This window comes from Paenibacillus albidus (genome assembly GCF_014644435.1).
GTDB lineage: Bacteria > Bacillota > Bacilli > Paenibacillales > Paenibacillaceae > Paenibacillus_AQ > Paenibacillus_AQ albidus.
This window is the reverse complement of the sequence record NZ_BMKR01000041.1, coordinates 41,828-63,133: the sequence shown is the minus strand read 5'-3', so window position 1 is coordinate 63,133 and position 21,306 is coordinate 41,828. Positions and strand designations below refer to the sequence as shown.

The 21,306-nt window shown below is 51.4% G+C and carries 26 protein-coding genes, 12 tRNA genes and 1 rRNA gene; 35 read left to right on the top strand and 4 right to left on the bottom strand.

Features of this window, described 5'->3' with window-relative positions; genetic code table 11:
• Window positions 1-133: 133 nt before the first annotated feature.
• The 13 genes from rrf (at window position 134) to IEY53_RS29310 (ending at window position 1,428) form a co-directional block, all read left to right on the top strand.
• Window positions 134-250, top strand: a 5S ribosomal RNA gene (gene rrf / locus IEY53_RS29370).
• A gap of 6 nt (window positions 251-256) precedes the next feature.
• Window positions 257-332 (top strand) — tRNA-Asn (locus IEY53_RS29365).
• Window position 333: 1 nt separating this feature from the next.
• Window positions 334-409 (top strand) — tRNA-Thr (locus IEY53_RS29360).
• An 11-nt stretch (window positions 410-420) separates the two neighbouring features.
• Window positions 421-495 (top strand) — tRNA-Glu (locus tag IEY53_RS29355).
• A 41-nt stretch (window positions 496-536) separates the two neighbouring features.
• Window positions 537-612: transfer RNA gene (locus IEY53_RS29350), tRNA-Val, on the top strand.
• Between the two features lie 53 nt (window positions 613-665).
• Window positions 666-740 (top strand) — tRNA-Gln (locus IEY53_RS29345).
• Window positions 741-807: 67 nt separating this feature from the next.
• Window positions 808-880 (top strand) — tRNA-Lys (locus tag IEY53_RS29340).
• Between the two features lie 16 nt (window positions 881-896).
• Window positions 897-980: transfer RNA gene (locus IEY53_RS29335), tRNA-Leu, on the top strand.
• 6 nt (window positions 981-986) lie between these two features.
• Window positions 987-1,061 (top strand) — tRNA-Gly (locus IEY53_RS29330).
• Between the two features lie 8 nt (window positions 1,062-1,069).
• Window positions 1,070-1,146: transfer RNA gene (locus tag IEY53_RS29325), tRNA-Arg, on the top strand.
• A gap of 34 nt (window positions 1,147-1,180) precedes the next feature.
• Window positions 1,181-1,254: transfer RNA gene (locus IEY53_RS29320), tRNA-Pro, on the top strand.
• A 12-nt stretch (window positions 1,255-1,266) separates the two neighbouring features.
• A tRNA-Gly gene (locus IEY53_RS29315) sits at window positions 1,267-1,340 on the top strand.
• A 14-nt stretch (window positions 1,341-1,354) separates the two neighbouring features.
• Window positions 1,355-1,428 (top strand) — tRNA-Pro (locus IEY53_RS29310).
• Between the two features lie 137 nt (window positions 1,429-1,565).
• Here the strand turns inward: IEY53_RS29310 and IEY53_RS29305 are convergent.
• Window positions 1,566-1,985 carry an ImmA/IrrE family metallo-endopeptidase gene (locus IEY53_RS29305; protein WP_189031267.1) on the bottom strand — a complete coding sequence of 140 codons (420 nt, stop codon included), beginning with the start codon at window positions 1,983-1,985 and terminating at the stop codon, window positions 1,566-1,568.
• Window positions 1,986-2,013: 28 nt separating this feature from the next.
• Window positions 2,014-2,439 carry a transcriptional regulator gene (locus tag IEY53_RS29300; RefSeq protein ID WP_189031255.1) on the bottom strand — a complete coding sequence of 142 codons (426 nt, stop codon included), beginning with the start codon at window positions 2,437-2,439 and terminating at the stop codon, window positions 2,014-2,016.
• Between the two features lie 288 nt (window positions 2,440-2,727).
• On the opposite strand from IEY53_RS29300, the gene IEY53_RS29295 reads away from it, so the two are divergent.
• The 22 genes from IEY53_RS29295 (at window position 2,728) to IEY53_RS29185 (ending at window position 18,007) form a co-directional block, all read left to right on the top strand.
• Window positions 2,728-3,198, top strand: coding sequence for an ArpU family phage packaging/lysis transcriptional regulator (locus IEY53_RS29295; RefSeq protein WP_189031266.1), 471 nt, complete (start codon window positions 2,728-2,730; stop codon window positions 3,196-3,198).
• Window positions 3,199-3,537: 339 nt separating this feature from the next.
• On the top strand, window positions 3,538-3,942 hold the full coding sequence (locus IEY53_RS29290; RefSeq protein ID WP_189031254.1) for a phage tail terminator family protein: 405 nt from the start codon (window positions 3,538-3,540) through the stop codon (window positions 3,940-3,942).
• Window positions 3,939-4,115 (top strand): hypothetical protein, encoded by a 177-nt coding sequence (locus IEY53_RS29285; protein ID WP_189031253.1) that lies wholly within the window; start codon window positions 3,939-3,941, stop codon window positions 4,113-4,115. Before IEY53_RS29290 ends, IEY53_RS29285 begins: the two co-directional genes overlap by 4 nt.
• On the top strand, window positions 4,115-5,437 hold the full coding sequence (locus IEY53_RS29280) for a phage tail sheath family protein (protein ID WP_189031252.1): 1,323 nt from the start codon (window positions 4,115-4,117) through the stop codon (window positions 5,435-5,437). Before IEY53_RS29285 ends, IEY53_RS29280 begins: the two co-directional genes overlap by 1 nt.
• Before the next feature lies 1 nt (window position 5,438).
• A complete protein-coding gene (locus tag IEY53_RS29275) occupies window positions 5,439-5,909 on the top strand; it encodes a phage tail tube protein (RefSeq protein ID WP_189031251.1) in 471 nt (156 codons plus the stop codon).
• A gap of 113 nt (window positions 5,910-6,022) precedes the next feature.
• Window positions 6,023-6,445 carry a phage tail assembly chaperone gene (locus IEY53_RS29270; protein ID WP_189031250.1) on the top strand — a complete coding sequence of 141 codons (423 nt, stop codon included), beginning with the start codon at window positions 6,023-6,025 and terminating at the stop codon, window positions 6,443-6,445.
• Between the two features lie 200 nt (window positions 6,446-6,645).
• Window positions 6,646-8,601, top strand: a complete 1,956-nt coding sequence (locus tag IEY53_RS29260) for a phage tail tape measure protein (protein ID WP_189031249.1) — start codon at window positions 6,646-6,648, stop codon at window positions 8,599-8,601.
• Window position 8,602: 1 nt separating this feature from the next.
• Window positions 8,603-9,304, top strand: a complete 702-nt coding sequence (locus tag IEY53_RS29255; protein WP_189031247.1) for a LysM peptidoglycan-binding domain-containing protein — start codon at window positions 8,603-8,605, stop codon at window positions 9,302-9,304.
• 12 nt (window positions 9,305-9,316) lie between these two features.
• A complete protein-coding gene (locus IEY53_RS29250) occupies window positions 9,317-10,279 on the top strand; it encodes an XkdQ/YqbQ family protein (RefSeq protein WP_189031245.1) in 963 nt (320 codons plus the stop codon).
• 6 nt (window positions 10,280-10,285) lie between these two features.
• Entirely contained in the window at window positions 10,286-10,579 is a 294-nt protein-coding gene (locus IEY53_RS29245) for a DUF2577 domain-containing protein (protein WP_189031243.1), read from the top strand.
• On the top strand, window positions 10,579-11,010 hold the full coding sequence (locus tag IEY53_RS29240) for a DUF2634 domain-containing protein (protein ID WP_189031241.1): 432 nt from the start codon (window positions 10,579-10,581) through the stop codon (window positions 11,008-11,010). The genes IEY53_RS29245 and IEY53_RS29240 overlap by 1 nt, the downstream gene beginning before the upstream one ends.
• Window positions 10,997-12,061 carry a baseplate J/gp47 family protein gene (locus IEY53_RS29235; protein ID WP_308424264.1) on the top strand — a complete coding sequence of 355 codons (1,065 nt, stop codon included), beginning with the start codon at window positions 10,997-10,999 and terminating at the stop codon, window positions 12,059-12,061. Before IEY53_RS29240 ends, IEY53_RS29235 begins: the two co-directional genes overlap by 14 nt.
• A gap of 1 nt (window position 12,062) precedes the next feature.
• Window positions 12,063-13,475: a hypothetical protein gene (locus IEY53_RS35475; protein WP_229696428.1), complete on the top strand. Its 1,413-nt coding sequence runs from the start codon at window positions 12,063-12,065 to the stop codon at window positions 13,473-13,475.
• The gene (locus tag IEY53_RS29225; RefSeq protein WP_229696427.1) at window positions 13,465-14,076 is read left to right on the top strand and encodes a YmfQ family protein; all 612 of its coding nucleotides are present in this window, start codon (window positions 13,465-13,467) and stop codon (window positions 14,074-14,076) included. Before IEY53_RS35475 ends, IEY53_RS29225 begins: the two co-directional genes overlap by 11 nt.
• Before the next feature lie 11 nt (window positions 14,077-14,087).
• Window positions 14,088-15,557 carry a hypothetical protein gene (locus tag IEY53_RS29220; protein ID WP_189031239.1) on the top strand — a complete coding sequence of 490 codons (1,470 nt, stop codon included), beginning with the start codon at window positions 14,088-14,090 and terminating at the stop codon, window positions 15,555-15,557.
• A gap of 15 nt (window positions 15,558-15,572) precedes the next feature.
• Window positions 15,573-15,893, top strand: a complete 321-nt coding sequence (locus tag IEY53_RS29215; protein ID WP_189031237.1) for an XkdW family protein — start codon at window positions 15,573-15,575, stop codon at window positions 15,891-15,893.
• A gap of 47 nt (window positions 15,894-15,940) precedes the next feature.
• On the top strand, window positions 15,941-16,078 hold the full coding sequence (locus IEY53_RS29210; protein ID WP_189031236.1) for a CD1375 family protein: 138 nt from the start codon (window positions 15,941-15,943) through the stop codon (window positions 16,076-16,078).
• A gap of 79 nt (window positions 16,079-16,157) precedes the next feature.
• Window positions 16,158-16,439: a hypothetical protein gene (locus IEY53_RS29205; RefSeq protein ID WP_189031234.1), complete on the top strand. Its 282-nt coding sequence runs from the start codon at window positions 16,158-16,160 to the stop codon at window positions 16,437-16,439.
• A gap of 3 nt (window positions 16,440-16,442) precedes the next feature.
• The gene (locus tag IEY53_RS29200) at window positions 16,443-16,643 is read left to right on the top strand and encodes a hypothetical protein (RefSeq protein ID WP_189031232.1); all 201 of its coding nucleotides are present in this window, start codon (window positions 16,443-16,445) and stop codon (window positions 16,641-16,643) included.
• Entirely contained in the window at window positions 16,636-17,025 is a 390-nt protein-coding gene (locus IEY53_RS29195; protein WP_189031230.1) for a hypothetical protein, read from the top strand. The genes IEY53_RS29200 and IEY53_RS29195 overlap by 8 nt, the downstream gene beginning before the upstream one ends.
• Complete coding sequence (locus IEY53_RS29190; protein WP_189031228.1) at window positions 16,997-17,689, top strand: M15 family metallopeptidase; 693 nt, start codon at window positions 16,997-16,999, stop codon at window positions 17,687-17,689. Before IEY53_RS29195 ends, IEY53_RS29190 begins: the two co-directional genes overlap by 29 nt.
• A gap of 39 nt (window positions 17,690-17,728) precedes the next feature.
• Window positions 17,729-18,007 (top strand): holin, encoded by a 279-nt coding sequence (locus IEY53_RS29185; RefSeq protein WP_189031226.1) that lies wholly within the window; start codon window positions 17,729-17,731, stop codon window positions 18,005-18,007.
• Between the two features lie 284 nt (window positions 18,008-18,291).
• On the opposite strand, the gene IEY53_RS29180 is transcribed toward IEY53_RS29185, so the two are convergent.
• Both IEY53_RS29180 and IEY53_RS29175 read right to left on the bottom strand, forming a co-directional pair.
• Window positions 18,292-19,629 (bottom strand): INTS11 family MBL fold metallo-hydrolase, encoded by a 1,338-nt coding sequence (locus IEY53_RS29180; protein ID WP_189031224.1) that lies wholly within the window; start codon window positions 19,627-19,629, stop codon window positions 18,292-18,294.
• Window positions 19,626-21,305, bottom strand: a complete 1,680-nt coding sequence (locus IEY53_RS29175; protein ID WP_189031222.1) for an ABC transporter permease — start codon at window positions 21,303-21,305, stop codon at window positions 19,626-19,628. Before IEY53_RS29175 ends, IEY53_RS29180 begins: the two co-directional genes overlap by 4 nt.
• Window position 21,306: the final 1 nt, after the last annotated feature.

Sequence of the window (21,306 nt, the reverse complement as noted above, 5' to 3'; positions counted from 1 at the left end):
AAATAAATATAGAACGCAAATTCGATTCGGATTCAGTTTTCAGGCGATTGAGCCTGAGCAGAGTGTCGTTCCTTTTAAAGGTCTGATATTCTCTCGCAGCGATTTTGAGGAGCGGAAGCTTCGATAAATCATGTTTGGTGGCGATAGCGGAGGGGTTCCACACGTACCCATCCCGAACACGACCGTTAAGCCCTCCAGCGCCGATGGTACTTGGACCGAAGGGTCCTGGGAGAGTAGGACGTCGCCAAGCGTATATTCCCTGATAGCTCAGTTGGTAGAGCACTCGACTGTTAATCGAGTTGTCACAGGTTCGAGTCCTGTTCGGGGAGCCATGCTCTCATAGCTCAGTAGGTAGAGTGCTTCCATGGTAAGGAAGAGGTCACCGGTTCGAATCCGGTTGAGAGCTCCACAAATTTACAAGGCCCGTTGGTCAAGGGGTTAAGACACCTCCCTTTCACGGAGGTAACATGGGTTCGAATCCCATACGGGTCACCAATTATTACTTATCCTTGCCCCTTGTGGGTCACCATACATATGGAGGCTTAGCTCAGCTGGGAGAGCATCTGCCTTACAAGCAGAGGGTCGGGGGTTCGATCCCCTCAGCCTCCACCATATTGTTCTTCATAAATTGAAGAGTTTATGGACAATATAGAGGTATCCAACAGTGGGGATTAGCCAAGTGGTAAGGCAACGGACTTTGACTCCGTCACTCATAGGTTCGAATCCTATATCCCCAGCCACTTCACTTATATGGTGAGGTTAAGCTTTGGAGGTTAAACCGGACATTATCGGAGACCCCTAACTTATGAGCCATTAGCTCAGTTGGTAGAGCACCTGACTTTTAATCAGGGTGTCGAAGGTTCGAGTCCTTCATGGCTCACTTTTCTTAGTATTATGCGCGTGTGGCGGAATTGGCAGACGCACTAGACTTAGGATCTAGCGTCTTTGACGTGGGGGTTCAAGTCCCTCCACGCGCACCATTATTAGCGGACGTGGCTCAGCGGTAGAGCATCGCCTTGCCAAGGCGAGGGTCGCGGGTTCGATTCCCGTCGTCCGCTCCATTATATTTGCGCCCTTAGCTCAGCTGGATAGAGCATTTGACTACGAATCAAAAGGTCGGGAGTTCGAATCTCTCAGGGCGCGCCATTTTCTTCATAAGTCATGAAGAACTTTATATTATCGGGATGTAGCTCAGCTTGGTAGAGCACCTGGTTTGGGACCAGGGGGTCGCATGTTCAAATCGTGTCATCCCGATTTCATTTCTTTGCGGGTGTAGTTCAATGGTAGAACTTTAGCCTTCCAAGCTAATAGCGTGGGTTCGATTCCCATCACCCGCTCCATAATTTCATAGTTTCGGGATGTAGCTCAGCTTGGTAGAGCACCTGGTTTGGGACCAGGGGGTCGCATGTTCAAATCGTGTCATCCCGATTCTTCAACATTATAGTTGGCATTTAACTCTTACTTCGGTAAGAGTTTTTTGTTGTTTTCTTTTAGTATGTTGCCGTCTGTCACTAGAGCCCGCTACGGGTTCAGGAGTTCTTCCGATCGCTGTTAAAGCTAGTGCTTCATGTATAGTCCTCCCCTAAATAACGAAGCTCCGGTGGGATGCCAATCCGCTGGTAAAAGCTTGCTAAAGGTTCATCCTGATGGGGGATATGATCGGCAGACAGCAGCTTGTAAGCAAAGTTATTGGCTTGCCTTTCCAGCTTCCCCGGGGAAAAATAGGATTGTTCCTCCAAGAAAAAACGGTTGATTCCTTTGTGAAGGCGATCATGTCCTAATTCATGTGCACAGACAAACCGTTGCCACTCCAAGGGCAGTTCATTATGAATAACAATAAATCTTCTCCGTAATTTGCGATAGTAAAGACCCTTAGTGCCTGCGCCCAAGTTCATGAACCGAATATGGATACCCAGTGCCCGGGAAAGTTCAAATGGACAGTTGGTTTTATACTTCTTAATAAGCTTATTGATTAAATCATCCATTGTTTTCACCTGCAGCATGATAGAGTATTTAGATCTTCGGTTTCTTGCGTTTATTCATTTGCTTGGCTTCCCAGAACAGTCCCGTGAGCACATCCTTAATCCTCTGTTTATCCTCTTTGTCGAGAGGAATCCCGTCGAACATCAACTCGCCGTCATCTTCCAGCATCTTGCGGAAGTCCCGCTTATCCTTGCTTGTGGCCCACTCCGGGGCACTCTCGGCGGGGGGAAGCCCCTGTTCCTGCAAATACCCGGCATGATCCATAAGCTCCTCATATGACACACCAGTGGCATCTGCAATCTTGCGCAGGGTGGCCGGCTTCGGTACGCCCCTTAAACCATTTTCTATTCGTGAAATTTGTGAACCACTAATGCCCGCTGCCGCTGCCAATTGGTTAATTGTCAGTCCCTGAGCTTCCCGAAGCTGTTTTAGATACACTCCGAATTCCTGTTCCATCCCTAACCACTCCTTATCGACTGTTGGCCTGTTGTAATTAATATAAGCCATTTTTGCCAAGAGGTAAACAACAACAGGCGGTTTATTGCCAAAAGGCAAGATAATGAGGGATTAATGGCATTAATTCGGCTTAAACGCTCTCAAACGGGATTTTACTGGATTGGAAGAGAAGTGGTATATTATTGAAAAAGGCGAACAATATGCGAACAACTGAATTTTACCATAGTTCTGTAAAGTTTTCCGCAACTATTCTCTTAAATTGAATTCACAAAGGAGCGTGTACCCATGATGAACTTATCTTCTTTACCGGAGCTGGACCGTAGGCTCACACAGGTTGCTATAGAAAATATGCTGGAGAAATACCGGATTTTTAAGACGGTAACATTTGAAGCGAAAGAGGCAGGCACTACTTATTCCTATACGGAGCGGTTTCACGGACCTACACATACCGTTACAGATCAGACAGCGGCCATTGCCGCCCATAATGTAGATGTGCCTGCGGCGCGGAGAGCTTATTGTGCAGCTATTGATTCCGTAGTGGAAAGGCTGGACAGCAGGGAGCAGCAACTGGTCCGTGAACGTTATATGAAAAGAGACGAGCTATACGACTATACCATTTATAATCATGTATTTGATCCGCCGGTCAGCAAGGATACTTATGTGAAGATCCGGTCGAAGGCTTTTTACAAAATGGCTCTGGCGCTGACGGATCTGGGGATGTTGTCCCTGGAGGCTCTATTGAAAAAAGACCTGGGATAAAAGCGGGAGATCTATAAAGCATACCAAGGCTGTATCATCCACAAGATGATGCGGTCTTTTTTTGTTATAAAATACGAACGTATGTTTCTACTTTTTATCGCCATAACTCGTCCCTAACCCCTCCCTATGACCACCTCCATGCGGACAATAAAGGGCTATGATTATAACATGGCAAATGAAGCAGAAGAACACCACAGGAGCATGAATGCTCTACCAGAGACTCCGTATGGATTCCGGAAAAAATTAACAGGTGGTGATTGTTTCTTCTCGCATAGGCCAGGTTGGGAGGTTGATTGATATATCAGCGGCCGCAGGTTGTGGCCGGGAAAGGAAGGAAAGATGTCTGTACAGCAATTACGGGCCAGCATTACGGCGGCGCTGGAGCTTTATTTTCCGGACGTGCCGGTATATGAGGAAGGGGAGAAGCCGCAGCAGGCTTATTTTCAACCGGCTTTGATCTCGGCTACGTATGACCGGCAGCGCCAGGACAGGTACTTGGCAGTCTATCGGTTTGGCATTCGTTATGAACAAGGAAGTCCGCTGGATGCGGAGGCGATGGCGGATCGGCTGAGCGAGGCACTGACCGAGATGGAAGACTCCTATCGGATGGTGCGGCAGGCCTGGGAAGCCGGAACAGATGGACGTGGGCCGCTGGTGACGGTGGATTATATGCTCTATCTGCAAAGGGAAGCGCCTGATGCGGTGAAGATGGGCCATATGGCAGGAGGCGAACGACTGAAATGAGCACACAGGAAGCTGGCACTACCGCCTTCAGTAAAAAGCAGATGCTGGCATCGACGCTTTTTACGCCGAAGCATAAAGATGTGCTGGACGTCATTTTGCAGGATGATAATCGTTACACGTTGGATGAGGCAGAACAATTACTTAAGCTTTTTTTAAATGAGGAGGTTATCTAATGGCTGGAGGAACATGGACAACACAAAACAAGGTGCGTCCGGGAGTATATGTGAATGTCGCTTCGGAACAAAGCACGATCGGTAAAATGGGGGAACGCGGCATCACCGCACTCGCACTTGCATTGCCTTGGGGGCAGTCCGGAACGATTGTCAAAGTAACACCACAGGATGATATGCACAAGCTGTTCGGATACGAACTGACGGATGCGGTTCTGCAGCCGGTGCGCGAAGCGCTGAAGCGGGCAGGCACGCTGCTGCTGTACCGTCTGAATAGCGGCATCAAGGCGGCTGTAACCGGCAATGGACTGCAGGCAACGGCTGCTTATGGCGGCGAACGCGGGAATGATCTGACGGTCGTCATTGAACAGAACATTGAGAACGAAGTGTTGTTTGATGTAAAAACGCTGCTGCAGGGGACAGAGGTAGAGAAGCAGACGGTGGAGACTGCCGCTGATTTGAAGTCCAACAGCTATGTACAGTTTCAGGTCAATGGAACTGAAGGGCTGAAGACCGCCGCTGCTATGCCGCTAACAGGTGGCGCGAATGGTACCGTAACCAATCAGGAGCACAGCAGTTTCCTCTCAGCTCTGGAGGTTCAGGATTTTCAGACGGTGGGCCTGGTATCGCAGGATAATTCGCTTAAGGCGCTATATACGTCTTTTGTGAAACGACTGCGGGATACGGAAGGAAAGAAGGTTCAAGCCGTGGTGGCGGATTATGCGGCCGCCGGGCATGAAGGTGTCATCAGCGTCAAGAACGGCGTTGTTCTGAGCGACGACACGGTGATTGATAAAGTGGCTGCCGTAGCCTGGGTAGCGGGTGCTACAGCAGCGGCTGCGGTGAATGAGTCACTGACCTATCAGGCCTACGATGATGCGGTGGATGCGGATGTCCGCCTGAATCATTCCGAGACAACGGCTGCACTGCTCAGCGGGGATCTGCTGTTCACCTACAGCGGCGGCCGGGCGGTGGTTGAACAGGATATCAACACCTTTACGGCGTATTCGCCGGCCAAGGGCAAAGCTTTTTCCAAAAACCGTGTGTTGCGTGTGCTGGACGGGATTGCGAACGATCTGAAGCGCATTTTCGAGAATTATTATGTCGGCAAGGTTGCCAACAATGAGGATGGGCGGGCGTTGTTCTGGTCGCAATGTGCGACATATATGAATGATCTCCAGAATATCGGAGCGATTGAAGGCTTTAATGCGCAGACGGATGTGGTGGTTGTGGCCGGGACGGACAGTGACAGCATTGTGCTGGATGTAGCGGTGAAGCCGGTGGACGCCGTAGAAAAAGTATATATGAAAGTGAAGGTGGTTTAAGATGGCATTTTTGAAAGCCAGTGATACCCTGTCGGGCCAGGAAGGCCGCGCTTATGCCGTTATCGGCACACAGACGGAAGAGATGTTTTATGTGAAGACGCTGGAAGCCACGGTGGAGAAAACAAAAGCGGAAGTGAAGACACTGGGACGGCGCGGGGTACAGCATAAAGCGACCGGCTGGTCGGGCAGCGGGACGATGACGATTTTTTATATGACCAGCCGTTTCCGCCAAATGATGCTTGATTATATGAAGACCGGAGTCGATCAATATTTCGATATTGAGGTTACGAATGAAGATCCTTCGTCCAGTGTGGGCGCGCAGCGGATCATTCTCAAAGGCGTCAATCTGGACAGCGTAATTATGGCCTCCCTGGATACCGAATCGGATGCGCTGGAGGAAGAAGTAAGCTTTACGTTTGAAGATGTGGAGATCGCCCAATCGTTCAGTGCCCCTGCGGGTTCGGGACAGTAAGCGGCAAGGGGAATATAGAGGGATGAGAGAGTGCAAGGCCCGGGCGTGACGACGACGGGTCTCTTCTTTATTCTGTACACAATCTGTGATCTGAAATTTTAAGGAGGATAATCATGAGTGAATTAAGTTTGTTTTTTGCGCAAAATGTGGCTTGTGACACGACGGAGGAATTTGTGGTCTCGTTGCGTTTTAAGGATAAGGAGGGTCACCCGGTGGCCTGGAAGCTGCGCAGCATGACCGAGGACGAGAACCAGGAATGCCGCAAAGCGGCTACCCGCAAAGTGAAAGGCAAAAACGGCGTATACACCTCCGATATCGATCCCAATGAGTATATGGCCAAGCTCATGACTTCAAGCGTGGTGCACCCGGATCTGAAAAATGCGGAACTGCAGCGCTCCTATGGTGTGCTTGGGGCGGAAACGCTGCTGCGCAAAATGCTGCTCCCCGGCGAATTCGCGGCGCTTGGTGAACGGGTGCAGGCGCTTAACGGCTTCGGCACCGACATGAACGAGCTGGTGGATGAAGTAAAAAACTAATTAACGGGGGCGACAGTGAGGCCAACCTGGCCTACTACGCCCTCCATGAGCTGCATATTTTGCCGCATGAGCTGATGAAGCTCTCCTCCCGTGAACGTGCCGCGATCTATGCGATGATCGCAGTCCGGGTGGAGAAGGAGAAGCGGGAGCAGTCGCGTAGCAAGGGGAAAAGGAGATAGTGATATAAAGGGGGTGGGAAAATGAAGATAGGTACTTCTAAAGCAATGATGCTGCCTGTAAAGTCTCTGGGCATTTGGAAAAAGGTACACAAACAGTGTCTGCGCATAGGTACAAACCTGGATCTTGTCAACCGTTCGATTAAGGGCATGCAGGGAACCCTAATACGCTCAGCCAATGATCTGAGCCGTTCTATGGACAAGGTGGGCCAGTCTTTGCAGGATATCAATGATACGGTGCTGGAAGGGTTCAAACAGATTCCGCCACAGATTGTTGTATCCAAAGACATCATAGTCGAGCAGAGTCAGCAGGCCAGTCAGTCACAGCAGCTGGGAATGAGTATAGTGAATACTTCTCCTCCTGAGAAGCTTGCCAAGGCGGAAAAAGAAAAGGCCAAGAAGGTGGAATGGTGGAAAGGGTTCGATAAGCAAGCAAAAAAGGAAGAGAAGAAAGAAGAAAAAAAACCTGAGGTTAAGGTTGAGCCAGTACCTGTACCCAAGATCAATCTAAAAAAAGATCCTCCGGTGCCCCCTACACCTCCAACACCGCCAAGACCTGACTCTAAAATATCAAACTTTTTGAAAACAGCCGATTGGGTTACTCCCTTTAACAAGATTAAGTCTTTCGGGGAGAAGGCGGTTAAGGCTGCTGTAAAAAAACAACCAGGAGATATTGCTGATTGGAACAAGATGAATAAAAACGTTGATGCGGCAATGGGGAAAATCGGTGAAAAAGCGTTGGGAGCCCTGCGGCCTGTAATGGATACGCTGAATCAAGCGCTCATCTCGGGCCAACTGGCCCCACTGATTAACACAATGGCAAATGGTTTTCTGGTGATAGCCAATGCTATCGGGATCATTGTGGATGGACTACTTTGGCTGGCCGGTGTGGTGCAGGAGAATTGGTCTATTATTGAGCCGATTCTTATAGCAATAGCGATGGTCTATCTGGCAGCCATGATCGTTCAGGTATATTTGCTTGCTGCAGCCTGGCTGGTTGCCAACTGGCCGATTCTGATCGTGATTGCAGTCATTGCCATCCTGATATTCGTGCTGCAGCAACTCGGCGTATCGGCAAGTGAGGTGGTTGGCGCCATTGTAGGAGCTTTTGGCTGGTTAATGGCCGTCTTTCAGAATATATGGATTGGGCTGCAAAATGGATTCAATTATCTTTGGGATGGCATTGTTAACGGCGTTAATTCTGCTATTGATTTTGTGAAACAATTGTTTTATGACATGGGTATGGGCGTGCTTAATGCTTTATATAATATGGCGGTTGGTGCTGAAAGCTTTGCGGGCGGCTTTATGCAGGTGATGGCAAAGGCAATCAATTGGGTGCTTGGTAAATTTAATGCCATGATTGATGCGTTAAGCACTATTCCGTTCTTTGACATGATGGGGATTGGAGAAATAAAGGTTGATATGCTTGAACCGAAAATTCCCCATAGTGCCAGCGATTTGATTGATAAGTATCGTCAAGGCTTTAAAGCGCTCGAACCGACGGACAAAGCTGCCCAACAAAAGACAGAGTCCAAAACTTATGTGGATACTAAGGATGCCTTTAATACCAGTTATCAAAAGGGTAAAAACTATGCTGACGGTATTGGAAGTTCATTAACGGATAAGGGAAGAGACGCTACAGAAGAAATGAAAAAGATGGTTACACCGCCACTAAACGGAGGTCAGACGCAGGGTACCCCTAATCTGTTCGCCAATCAAGGCGGCAACCTGAATAACGTCAACCGAGTGAATGAGGTCGGTTCCATAGGCGACACCGTGGACATCTCCAGTGAGGATCTCAAGATGATGCGCGAGCTGGCGGAGATTCAGGCGATTCAGAACTTTGTGGAGCTGACGCCAACGGTGCAGGTGACCACAGGCAATATCAATAATGCCGGGGACATCGATACGATCATCACGAAGATCGGGCAAAAGCTGAATGAGGAATTTGTTTCAACGGCGCAGGGGGTGTATACGTAACGTGGAAGAATACGGTTTTTTCTTGAGTTTTAATGGGCTGGAGGATCTCTTCCGATTGCCTGTGAACCCGGAGACGCTGGAAATCAAAGAGTCGGGAGACAGCAAAAGCTATACCATTGTCGGTCTGGGTGAAATCAATGCCATTGCCTATCCGAAGCTGACGGAGATTACGATTGACAGTGTCTTCCCTGCACAGCACTACCCCTTTGTCGTCGTAGGCAAAAAAGGACAAAACCGGCTGCTGCGGCCTTTTGAATATGTGCTGATGATCCAGAAATGGATGAAAAGCCGACGGCCGATCCGTTTTGTGTTATCTGGAGTGAGCTTAAAGGGAGAGCGTGAGGATTCGTCCGCACCGAATGATTTTGCCTTGAATATGGCTGCCAGTATTGAGAGCTTCAGCTGGAAGCTTAGTGCGGGAACCTCCGGAGATATTGAATATTCGCTTTCGCTCAAAAAATACGTGTTCTATCAGGCCAGTCCCGTAAAAATCGTCAAAGGTGAAGCGAAAACAGAGCCCAAGCGGGCGAGTGATAAAACGGCACCCAAGACGTACACGATGAAAGCGGGCGACAATCTGTGGAGTATTGCCAAAAAGATCCTCGGTGACGGACAGAAATACAAGGTGATACAAAAGCTTAACGGCATAAAGGACAGTGAGCTGAAGAAGCTGCCGATCGGCAAAGTCCTTAAGCTGCCGTAGGAGGTGAAGCGGATGGAATTGCTTTTGAAGAACAAAGAAGGGCTCATGTGGGATATTTCGGGGATTGTCTCTGATATCTCCTGGAAGACCGCCCGGACAGGCAAACCATCGACGCTGGAAATGACCGTTGTGGACAGTGGAATCTACCAGCACCCCAAATTCACGGTCAGCAACGGCGATATTATCCAGTTCCGTAAAGATGGAATCGATGTGTTCTACGGGTTCATCTTCAGCATCGATTCGGGCAGTGATCAGGAGATCAAACTGACAGCCTATGACCAGATCCGCTATCTGCTGGGCAACGGAAGTTATGTGCTTCAGGATGTTACAGCCAGTGAGCTCATCACGAAAATTGCCAAGGACTACGGCTTGAAGACCGGAGTGCTGGAAGAAGCCACCTACCGCATGCCCTCTTTAATAGAAGATGATAAGAAACTGCTGGATATCATTATGGGGGCCATTGGCGGTGAGATGGAGAAGAAGGGGCAGCTGATGACTTTTTACGATGACTTCGGCAAGCTGACGCTGCGGGGGATGGATTCGATGAAGCTGGATCTGGTGCTGGGCGAAGGGCATTATCTCTATGAGTATTCGCTCAAAAAAAGCATCGATGATGACACCTACAATACGATTTATCTCTATAAGGACAACAAGGAGAGCGGCAAACGGGAGTTCTATCCGGTCAGCGACAAGGACAATGTGAAACGGTGGGGGATTCTCCATCTGTACAAAAAAGCCGACGACAAGGCAAATGCCGCACAAATCCAGGAGAATGCAGACATGCTGCTCAAGCTGCATAACCGGGAAAAGCATAGTCTCTCCGTGCAGGCCATTGGCGATTTGCGGGTCCGTGCAGGCAACCTTATCTATGTACTGCTGGATGCCCTGGAGACTCAGCTTTTTCTGGTGGATCAGTGCAGTCATAAGTTTTCCGGCGGGGAGCATACGATGTCGCTCGATATAAAGGTGGTGTAGAAGGTAATGCTCGATATTATAAAAAAAGCAAGCCTCGGGGCGGTCTCCAATACCAATCCGGTGGCTTTTTCTTATGGAACGGTCACCCTTGCGGAGCCGCTCCAGATTCAGGTGGATCAGAAGTTTATTCTATCCGGCCATGCGCTCGTTCTACCTGAATCGGTCTCCGAAAGCAAGCTTGAGCTGAACGGCCAGGAGGTCGTGCTGCGTCGCGGGCTTGCTGCGGGGGACCGTGTGCTGATGGTTCGGATGCAGGGCGGGCAGAGCTATATTGTGCTGGATAGGCTGGTGACGCCATGATGATTCCGGAGATTGGGCAAGCGGGCCCCATTCCTTTCCGCCAGGCAGATCCGGCAGCTCTGGAGGATATGGAAAGTCCCAGCCGGACTTACCGGATGGACTGGGACAAACAGCGGATTACGGGGCAGACAGACGGACTTGAAGCGGTAAAACAGGCCGTGGCCAAAATTCTGCGTACACTCCGGTACGAGCACCTGATCTACAGCTCCGATTATGGAACAGAGTGGAATCTGGTGCTTGGACAGGACCGGCTGCTGGTACGAGCTGAAATCAAACGGATCGTGAGTGAAGCCCTGCTGCAGGATGACCGCATTACGGCGCTGGAGGACATGTTGGTTACTTTTAGCGGAGATGATCTGGCGCTCTCATGCACGGTAGTTACCCGTTACGGGAATTTTCAGTGGAGAAAGGAGATGGATGGCAATGTATGAGGATCAGACGTATGAAGCCTTGCTGGAGCGGATGCTGGACCGGGTGCCGGAAGGACTGGATAAACGTGAAGGCAGCATAATCTACGATGCGCTGGCTCCGGCGGCTGCCGAAATGGCCCAGATGTATATAGAGCTGGACGTCAACAGCAATCTGTATTTTGCGGATACGGCGACAGGCGAATATCTGGAACGCAGTATTGCCTGGTCCGGTGTGGTCAGGCAGGCGGCGAGCAAGGCGCAGTTGAAGGCGGTTTTTGTGAACAGCGCCCAGGAACCTTTGGATGTGCCGCTGGGCAGCCGTTTTTCGCTGGACAAGCTGAATTACACGGCTGTAGAGAAGCTGGCTCCGGGGACCTACCGTCTGGAAAGTGAGCTGGCGGGCAGCGAAGGCAACCGTTATTTCGGTGTGCTGCTGCCGGTGGATTATATTGCGAACCTGGCCCGGGGGGAAATTACAGCCCTGCTGATCCCCGGCGAAGATGCCGAATCGGACGACGCCCTGCGTCAGCGGTATCTGGATGCGGCCAGACGTCCGGCAACCAGCGGCAATAAATATCACTACATGGAGTGGGCGCAGCAGATTGCCGGGGTGGGTGGCGCACACGTTTTTCCACTATGGAACGGTCCGAAGACCGTCAAAGTGGTCATTGTGGATACCGGGATGCTACCGGCTTCTGAACTGCTGGTTGCCCAGGTGCAGGATTATATTGACCCGGCTGCGGGAAAAGGGGAAGGCCAGGCCCCCATTGGAGCGGTGGTTACGGTTGCTGCGGCCGTGGCCAAAACGATCAATGTCTTTGCAAAGGTAGTCTTGGCCAGCGGATATTCGCTGCAAGGGGTGACTGATGTATTTCAATCCGGATTGGAAGCTTGGCGTAAAAGCCGCGGATTTGAGACGACATATGTCAGTCATGCTGTAGTCGGCGCTCTTTTGCTTGCCACGGATGGCGTTCTGGACTATAGGGATCTGCTGCTTAACGGCAGTACCGGGAACGTGGCCTTATCCGATGAAGAAGTGCCCTTAATAGGCACAGTGAGCTTGGGGGTGTAACATGGCTTATCCAGATAACATAGATGTATTTGAAGAAAAACTAAACAAAAATCCCACAGGCAAGAATTATGTAATTGAAGAACAGCTGCCGATCCCGGCGGGAGTATATGAGGGGCCATTGCGGCACGACAACATCAACAATGATACGGTCCGGGTCTATACCGGCTCACGTTTTACAGGGGAACGCGTTACGAATTTTACGATCTCCATTCCCGACTCCACACCGTGGCGCAGGCTTATTAAGATATATACGGCTGCTGCGGAGGTCTACGTCACCTATGAAACCCCGGGCGATACCGTAGAGGCTGACGACATTAACGTGCTGCAGGATGCTGTAACGGTTACGCAGACCGAGATAAACCGGTACAAAGGGGTTAATGACGCACTTGTGGCGAATACACGGACCCGGCTGGCGGCCGTGGAGAGTGGTAAGGCTGAGAAGACTTACGTTGACACGCAACTGCTGTCCAAAGCAGACAAAACCAACACTTATACCAAGACGGAGACGGATGCCCGGATACAATCCGTCGTGGCAGCCGCCCCGGAAGCGTTGGATACCTTGAAGGAAATTGCCGATGCTCTGAATAATGACCCTGATTTTGCCGGTACAATGACAACACAACTCGCGGGCAAGGTAGAGAAAGAAGCAGGGAAAGGACTTTCGGCCAACGATTATTCCACCGCCGAAAAAACCAAACTGGCCGGAGTAGCTGCTGCCGCTAACCATTATGTGCACCCTACGAATCATCCGCCATCTATCATTACACAAGATGCTGGTAACCGTTTTGTAACGGATGCGGAAAAGCTTGCCTGGAGCGCTAAAGAAACGCCATCCGGGTCGCAGGCCAAGGCTGACGCCGTTGCTGGCGATCTATCCGACCACGAGGCGGATAACGTCCGCCATATCACTGCTGTGGAGCGGACGAACTGGAATGCTAAAGCTTCCACCGCAGCCGCAACCGTGAGCACAGCTGGACTGATGAGTGCAGCCGACAAAAGCAAATTGGATGGGGTGGTAGCGGGGGCGCAGGTCAATACCGTCACGAGTGTTGTGGGCCGTACGGGAGCAGTTGTTGTAGATAAATCCGATGTGGGCTTATCCAACGTCGAAAACTATGGACTCGCCTCCCAAGCGGAAGCAGAGTCCGGAACGAGCGGTGCCAAATACATGACACCGCAGCGGACCATGCAAGCCATACAATCTCAGTTGGCGAGTGTAGGTGCCGGGGATATGAGCAAGTTGATTTACGATACCAATAACAGTGGAATCGTGGATGCTGCTGAGTCGGTTCCTTGGACTGGAGTGAGCAATAAGCCAGCGACATACCCTCCCAGCGTACACTCCCACAATTACATGCCTTCCGGTCCGTTGACCTGGGGCCAACTTAGGGGGGGTGTAACAGGTGCAATATAGTGATCTGCAATACGGTAATGGCTTATTTGCTGATGATACATCGACAGTCGATCCCGAAGCTGGGCAGCCGGTTGACTTAATGCAGTATTTACCGCTGTATTATCAAAATATTATGGAGATGACCGAACTTCAAAAGATCCTTGGAATTGAAGCGGGGGATCTAAAGGGGAATTTGCCCGAAATTGTTGATCAAGCCTTTCTTGAGTCAGCCACGTGGGGCTTAGGACGTTGGGAATCCGAACTTGGACTGCCGACAGACCCGTCGAAATCTCTTGTGAACCGCAGAGAGATGGTCAAGGCCAAAATGCGCGGGACCGGAACAACCACCCCCGAGATGATCCAGCGGACGGCATCTGCCTTTAGCGGCGGGGATGTATTAGTGGAAGAGGTGCCAGGGGAATACCGCTTTGTAGTGCGGTTCGTCGGTATCCTGGGCATACCGCCCAATATGGCGGGGCTCATTCAGATACTTGAAGAAATCAAGCCGGCGCATCTCGCTTATGAGTTTGCTTATACCTTTACGTATTGGGAGTCCATTCAATCCCTATTATGGGGAGCACTGCGGCCGATGACATGGAAGGAACTAAGAACTTACGGATAGGAGAGTGAAGAATGAAAACAACCGGAAATTTAAATTTGAAAAAGCCGGAAGATACGGACTTAGTAAACATTGATGATCTCAACGGCAACATGGACATTTTGGATATGGAAGTAGTCAAACAGGCCTCTGCAACGGAGCCGGGCCGGATGTCGGCTGCCGATAAGGTGAAACTAAACGGGATTGCAGCAGGAGCCAACAAATATACCCATCCCAACCACACGGGAGACGTCACCAGTACCGGTGACGGTGTAACGGCAATCGCTCCGGGAGTTATTGTCAATGCGGATGTGAATGCGGCAGCGGCGATCGATGCCTCCAAGATCGGCACGGGAGTTGTGTCCAATACGGAGTTCGGGTATTTGGATGGGGTCACGAGCGGGATTCAGGGGCAGTTAAATGGGAAGGCGGCGGTAGCGACAACACCGCAAAAGACGACTGCTGCACTCACGTACTATGTCCGTACTGATGGAAATGACGCCAATAACGGTCTGGCAAACACAGCAGGCGGGGCGTTTAAGACGGTAGGTAAGGCGATAAGTATGATACCGCAAATCGTTAACCACATCGTGGCTATTAATGTGGCGTCTGGAACGTACGCGGAGGACGTCACATTATCGGGGATTTATGGTTCCGGATATGTTGGTATTTCGGGTAGCAGTGCCACCGTGAAATCAATATCACTAATACGTTGTTCTCGCGTGACTGTAGTCGGTATGACTGCCAACTCTACAACCCAGTCAGGGTTCGCGGCGTACGATGGGGGTTTTGTTACGTTTTTGTCATGTGTTTGTGTGGCACCCGCAACAACGGCAATAGGCTTTGATATTCAGGGGCAAAAAGGGGTAGTAGAAACCTGCACCATTTCCAACCGGGGCATAGGTATTTATGGGGTTAGTGCCGATATTATGATAAATAATAATACGGGCGGGAGTAATGCAACGGGCGTAGTGGCTGGCTTGGGGTCATTAATCACAAAGTATGGGACACAACCGACAGGTGCAACACATGAAGCTACCTATTCCAGCATTATCACCAGCGGTGTACTTAACCCCTGGGGAGACAATAACACGCAGTCAAGGACTGGAGCGTTTGCGGTTAAATCAGCCGTACAGTCCATAGCTGCTAATACTTGGACACGTGTTACGTTCCAGGTGAAAAACTACGACTATATGAACGAATACGACGCGATACAGTCGCATTTCACAGTCCGGCAGTCGGGGGTGTACTTACTAACGGCAAGACTATACGTAAATGACGCAGTTGTAGGCGGTAATCTTGTAATGCGGGTTAAACAGAGTACTGTATATTATACTCTGGACACAACAGCCATTACGCACACTGGGCACTACTACTGTCAGGCGTCATTCCCGATAAGCGCGGACACGGGCAATGTTATTAGTGTCGAGTTATTTTCCACTAGTACTGTTACTATAAACCCTGCGGCAGACGCTACGGGCGTCCACTTATTCAGAATATCTTAAAGGAGGACTAAGCTGATGAACATAGCGTCCGCTATCCTACACTTATTTCCAGGTAAAAGCCCGCTGAAGGATTTTGAGATCCGCGACGACAGCGATGGCAAAGGACCATACATCGCAGAATGGAACCTGGAGGAACCACAACCGACCGAAGAGGAACTACAGGCAGCCTGGGAAGCCTACCTGGAAGCAGAGGCCAATAAACCGCCGGAACTAACTGAGATGGAGAAGCTTCAAAAAGAAAATGCCCTGCTCAAGGCACAGATCACTGCTCAATCTGAGCGATCCGATTTTATTGAGGACGTAATAGCCGAGTTGGCTACTCAACTGTACAAATGATCCTGCGGCTTCCATATTGGTTTCTCGCCTAGAGGGGAGGTGATGTCATGATGGTCATGTTCTTCGCGCAACGTGTAATACTGGGTAAAACCAAGTACAATGAGGTTCCATTCACGCTCAAATCGGACGTAAAGGATATCTTGGTGGATTCCGGACTGGAATATTTGACTGAAGAAGATAAATAACGATGGCGCCCAAAGAGGCGTTTTTATTTTGCCCTCGGGACTCCCCGGGGGCTATTTTCAGAAGAGGAGGGAGCGGGGAATGGACGCGGAACGTATAGCAGATATTGAGAAGTTACTTCCACTTGCCGAAAAATACGGCCTCGCCGTGATGCTGGTTTTCATCCTGCTCATCGTTGTCATGTTCCAATGGAGAGCGGTAATGAAAGGCAGCCTCGTGCCACGGGAACTGCTGGACCGTGCCGAAGAGGACCGGGACCGGCTGCAGGCCATTTTGGACAAGGAGCGCTCGGAATTTATGCAGCCGACACTGGATGTGCTGCGCAAACTGAAGATTGACCACACGGAAGACAGGGGGAGTTAAAGCATGTTGTCACAATGGATTCGGCGATTGCTGCTCCCCCGGCACGCGGATAAAGAGTGGGAACTGCGCAAAGCCTCTACCAGCGTCACTTTGACCATCAGCCGTTATCAGAATGTCTCGCAGGAGATTCAGGAGGAGATTGAACGCAATAAGTTTGCCAAATATTTGGTTTATGATCGAGGGGATCATCATGCAAATGATTGATATCGTAAGAATGGTGATGTACGGTGCTGCCGTATCTTGCTCAGGGTATATCATTTTTTGCCACCGAAATTATTTCTATGAACGTTTTCAAAAAGGCGTGGTCAGCGTATTTATGCTGGAAATGCTTTTTTTTCTGACAGCCTATACGGTCCACATGCTGCTTGTGTTGCTGGTAGAGCTGGCTAAGCTGTTGGGAGCCGAGCTCCCGGAGCTTAACTTTTGGCTGCAATATGCCTGGGCCTTAGCCCAGCTTGGCACGACAGGCGGATTGATTGTTCTGGCGCTGCAGACCCGTTCCGGGACGTATGACCAGTTCATTCATTTCGAAAGAAAGAACCCGAAGGAGGAACAAGATGCTCACACTGGCTCAGGTGAAAAATAAATCGGCGTCCCGCTTACCCGGTCTGCATCCCGTAGTTCTAAACGCTGCTACGCTGTTGATTGAACGCTGTTATCAGCGCAGGATCGCGATTCTCATTACGCAGGGGCTGCGGACGATTGCCGAACAGGACAAGCTGTATGCGCAGGGACGCACCGTGAAGGGAGCGATTGTGACCCATGCCAAAGGCGGCAATAGCTACCACAACTATGGATTGGCTGTCGATTTTGCCCTGCTGCTGCCGGATGGGAAAAGTGCCTCATGGGACATGAAGAGGGATGACAACAGTAACAGACTGGCAGATTGGCAAGAAGTGGCGCAGGAAGCCAAACAGCTGGGATTTGAGTGGGGGGGCGACTGGACCCGCTTTAAAGACTATCCCCATTTCCAGATGACGTTCGGGCTGACGCTCACGCAGCTCAGGGCGGGGAGCAAACCGTCTGCGGCGGCTGTAGATGCGGCGAATAAGCTGCTGAACATTAAAGGGGGAGAGGAATTGAACGTTGCAACAACTGCTGTGGTCAAAGTCAATGGAGTGAAGATTGCCGACGGCATTCTGGACAAAGGCATCACCTATGTACCGGTGCGTGTGCTGGCGGAAGCACTGGGAGTACAGGTGGGCTACGATTCAGCAACCAGAACCGTTGAGCTTACAAGCAAACGCTGATCTATCGGCAAATAACTAGATGAATAGGAGGGATTTACGATGACTACGAGTGATATTCTAAATAACGTGCTGGCCTTTGCTTCGGTTCTGGCTGTATTTGTGCTGGCTCTGGTGCAATTGTTCAAAAATAGCATGCAGCTTCCGGGCCGGCTTATTCCTTTTATTGGATTGTGCATCGGGCTATTGGTAGGTGCTGCGGCGTATCCGTTCAGCGATCTAACGTTGGCACTGCGGCTCTGGTCCGGTGGCCTGGCGGGTTTGTCCGCCACGGGATTGTTTGAATTGGCTTTTCACAACCGGTCCGGGTCGGCAAAGTAAGAAATGAACTATATAGAATGAACTAAAAAATACAATAACAAGGAGAAAGTAACGGAGGGGGATTTTGGAACTGTAGGAGCGGTAGCGTCGGCCCCAAAGCTTTCCATAGGAAAGCTCGCCTCGTAAGCATAAGCTGTCCCCGGATTTCCACTGCGAATAGCGGTATAAATCAAGAAATCTGGGGACAACAGCGGCCGGAAGTCCAAACATTCACCGCAGTTGCGATCATTACCTCCATTTGAAAAATTTCAGTTCAATCAATATAGTTACATAATAATACAATTCTAAAAAGAGATCCGGCTGCCCGGCAGCAGGGAATATAGCTCCGTAAATCCTTCACCGTGTAAAAGGTTAACCACGTGATCTGTCCCTTGTTTAGCTGCATGAACCAGCACAGTATGGGAACTCGGCACGGTTGTCAGCATGCTGCGGATGTCCGGCAGACCCTGATGTACTTTGTAGCGGATAAGAGACACGGGACAGGCCGTGCTGCTCTGCTCCTGAAAGAGACGGCGTGCGAAGCCGCCCTTAGGGAGATGCCCGGTGAAGATCACCTGATTGCCGGGGGAAGCGGCCAACTGCGAGTAGTACCACTGTGCTTTGGCGGAGGCCATCATCCCGTCGTTCGTGAACACAAGGGCCCCATGCAGCTTCTGCATGGCTTTTTCGCGTTCGGTCCACGTGGAGACTACATCCAGATTCGGATGACGCAAAAGCGCCTGCAGGCGCTCACCAGCATCCGGCCGCAGCCACGCGGAGCCAACGCTCCAAGATCTTATTGGGGCGAGCAGAGCTTCCTCCACCACCAGCCGGGTGGAGGGGAACCGTTCGCTGGCCCACAGCAGCAGCTCCTGGCCCCGCCCATGGAGCGGCACGGGCAACAATACCGAGCCGCTCCCCGCCAGTGTCAGGCGGAGGGCAGCCTCAAGCTGCCCCAGCTTCGCGGCTTGCCCGTCAGGATCGGTGCCGTAGGCGGCATCGACAAGGGCCAGGTCAGCGGGGACTGCTACGCGGCCGGGTTCCCCGGTTCCCCCGGAGCAGTCTGCAACCTCCTGTCCGAAAATCCCCTCCGGCCGGTCCACGGCCAAGAGCAGCGACTCTTCCGTATAATCCCCCGAGAAGAACAGCTTCTTGCCATTCCACTCCAGGGCAAGCCAGACCGCTCCGGCCAGATGCCCGCTGCGGCCCCACAACACGCGAAGACCGGGCGCAAGGGTCACCCATGTCAGTGGTTCGGCATGATCCTCCAGATACATAAACCGCATTGCCGCCAGGTCGTCTTCCCCATAAGGTAAGGCTACGCCCTTGGCTTCGGCATACCTGCTCCAAGCCGCAAAATAGCCCGGGAGCTGCCCCGCGGTTTCGCGGGTGGTCCATATTTCACCTGTATATCCGTATTTATAGAGCAGGGGGAGGGCAATCGAATGGTCTTCGTGGGCATGGGACAGAAACACCGTCTGGAGCTTCCGGACAATCTCCCGGTCCAGCAAAGGATATTCGCCGGGCCCTTCCTTCTTAACGCCGCAGTCCAGTAGGATCGCGGATGTTCCGTGCTGCAAGAGATAACAGGAGCGCCCATGCTCTCCCGCACCTCCCCATATCGATAGAGTAGTTGTTGTCATGAATGTCTCCGCTTTCTGTCTGGGCTTACATATTGGATCACGAGCAGCAAGGCGGTGGTAATGCCGACGGAAATGACGGCCATCGCCATACCCATCGCTACCGCGCCTTGTTCAAACTGGGCAAAAATATACGTCGCTGCCGTCTGCATCGACGGCGGCAGGATCAGCAGGGAAGCGACCAGTTCACGATTGGAGATCGTGAAGGTCATCATCCAGCCTGCGGCCATGCCCGGCAAGAGCAGCGGCAAGAGAATCCGGCGGAAGACATACGCCGGGGTTCCGCCGAAGATTTGCCCGGCCTGCATGAGCGCCGGGTCGAGCTGCCCATAGCTGGCTTTTACATATTGTACGGTGTACGGCAGGAACAGCACGACATAAGTCAGGACCACCATTCCGTACGTATTATAGAGCGGAATGGGCATCCAGCGTGAATTCCAGAAGAGAATCAGCCCGACTACAAGCACAATACCCGGTACGGTGTTCGGCAGCAGGCTGAACAGATCGGTTATTTTTTGCCGCAGGGTGCCGGCCTTGCCGATCGTCAAAGCAAACCATGTGCCGAGAATGACCGCGATACTGGATGCCACAAGGGCCAGACCGAAGCTGTTCAGCAGCGCTTGTTGGCCCGGTGACCCCGGGGCGAGCAGCTCGGCATAATGCCGCAGCGTGAGGTTCCCCCACGATAGTCCCTCCCCGCGCAGCTTCAGCAGCGAAGCCGTTACGATCGAGAAATAAGGAACGCCTATCGAAGCCGCCAGCAATACGACTACGTATCCCCAGCTCAGCACACCTACAATCCCTTTAGCCGGATGGCGTTTGCTGCGTATCCCTTTGCCTCCAACCAAGCGGTAGGAGAAGCGGCTGCTGATGATGGTCTGGATATACCACATCACCAGGCATACGCCGAGCAGCAAAGAAGCCAGGGAGGTCGCCTTGCCAAAATCAATCGGCCAGCTGGAGATGTATTTATGAATCTCCGAGGTCAGCACGTAGAAGCCGATTTTACGGCCGAAGGTGGCTGGTGTCCCGAACTCGGCAATCGTCTTGACGAAGATCAGCAGCGCCCCCAGCCCGTAGCTGGACAGCAGCAGCGGAATTATGACTCTTTTGAACTTGTAGAAGAAGGGTGCTCCGTGTACAGAGGCCGCTTCTTCCAGACTGCCTCCGATCTGCAGGAGCGCGTTGCGCAGCAGCAAATAGAGGAACGGGAAGAGATGCAGGCTCATAATCAGCACCATTCCCCCATACGAGAAGAAGTAGGGCGTCAGCACCGCAGCCGCCGGCACGAACTGCTCCATATATCCTCCGGTCTGCATGAACAGCATCCAGCCCATCGAGCCGATATACGGCGGAGTCATGAACGGGATCAGCAGTACCACATCGAGCCAGGCGTGGCGTCCCAGATCGGTTTTGGCCATAATCCAGGCCAGCGGCAGAGCGAAGACAGTGGTCAATGCAATGACACTGACGCCTAGACCCACAGAATTAAGCAGAACCTGCAGCAGATCAGGATTGCCGAGTATCGTCCGCAGCGGCGCGGCAAGATCAAGCTGCCGGTCAGGATATATACTGGTCCAAAAAATCAGGAGGAGCGGCAGCAGCACCAGAATCGCCAGGAGAAACAGGGCCAGACTGCCGCTCACCCATTTGAGTGAGCGCAGAGAGTGAATGTTCATT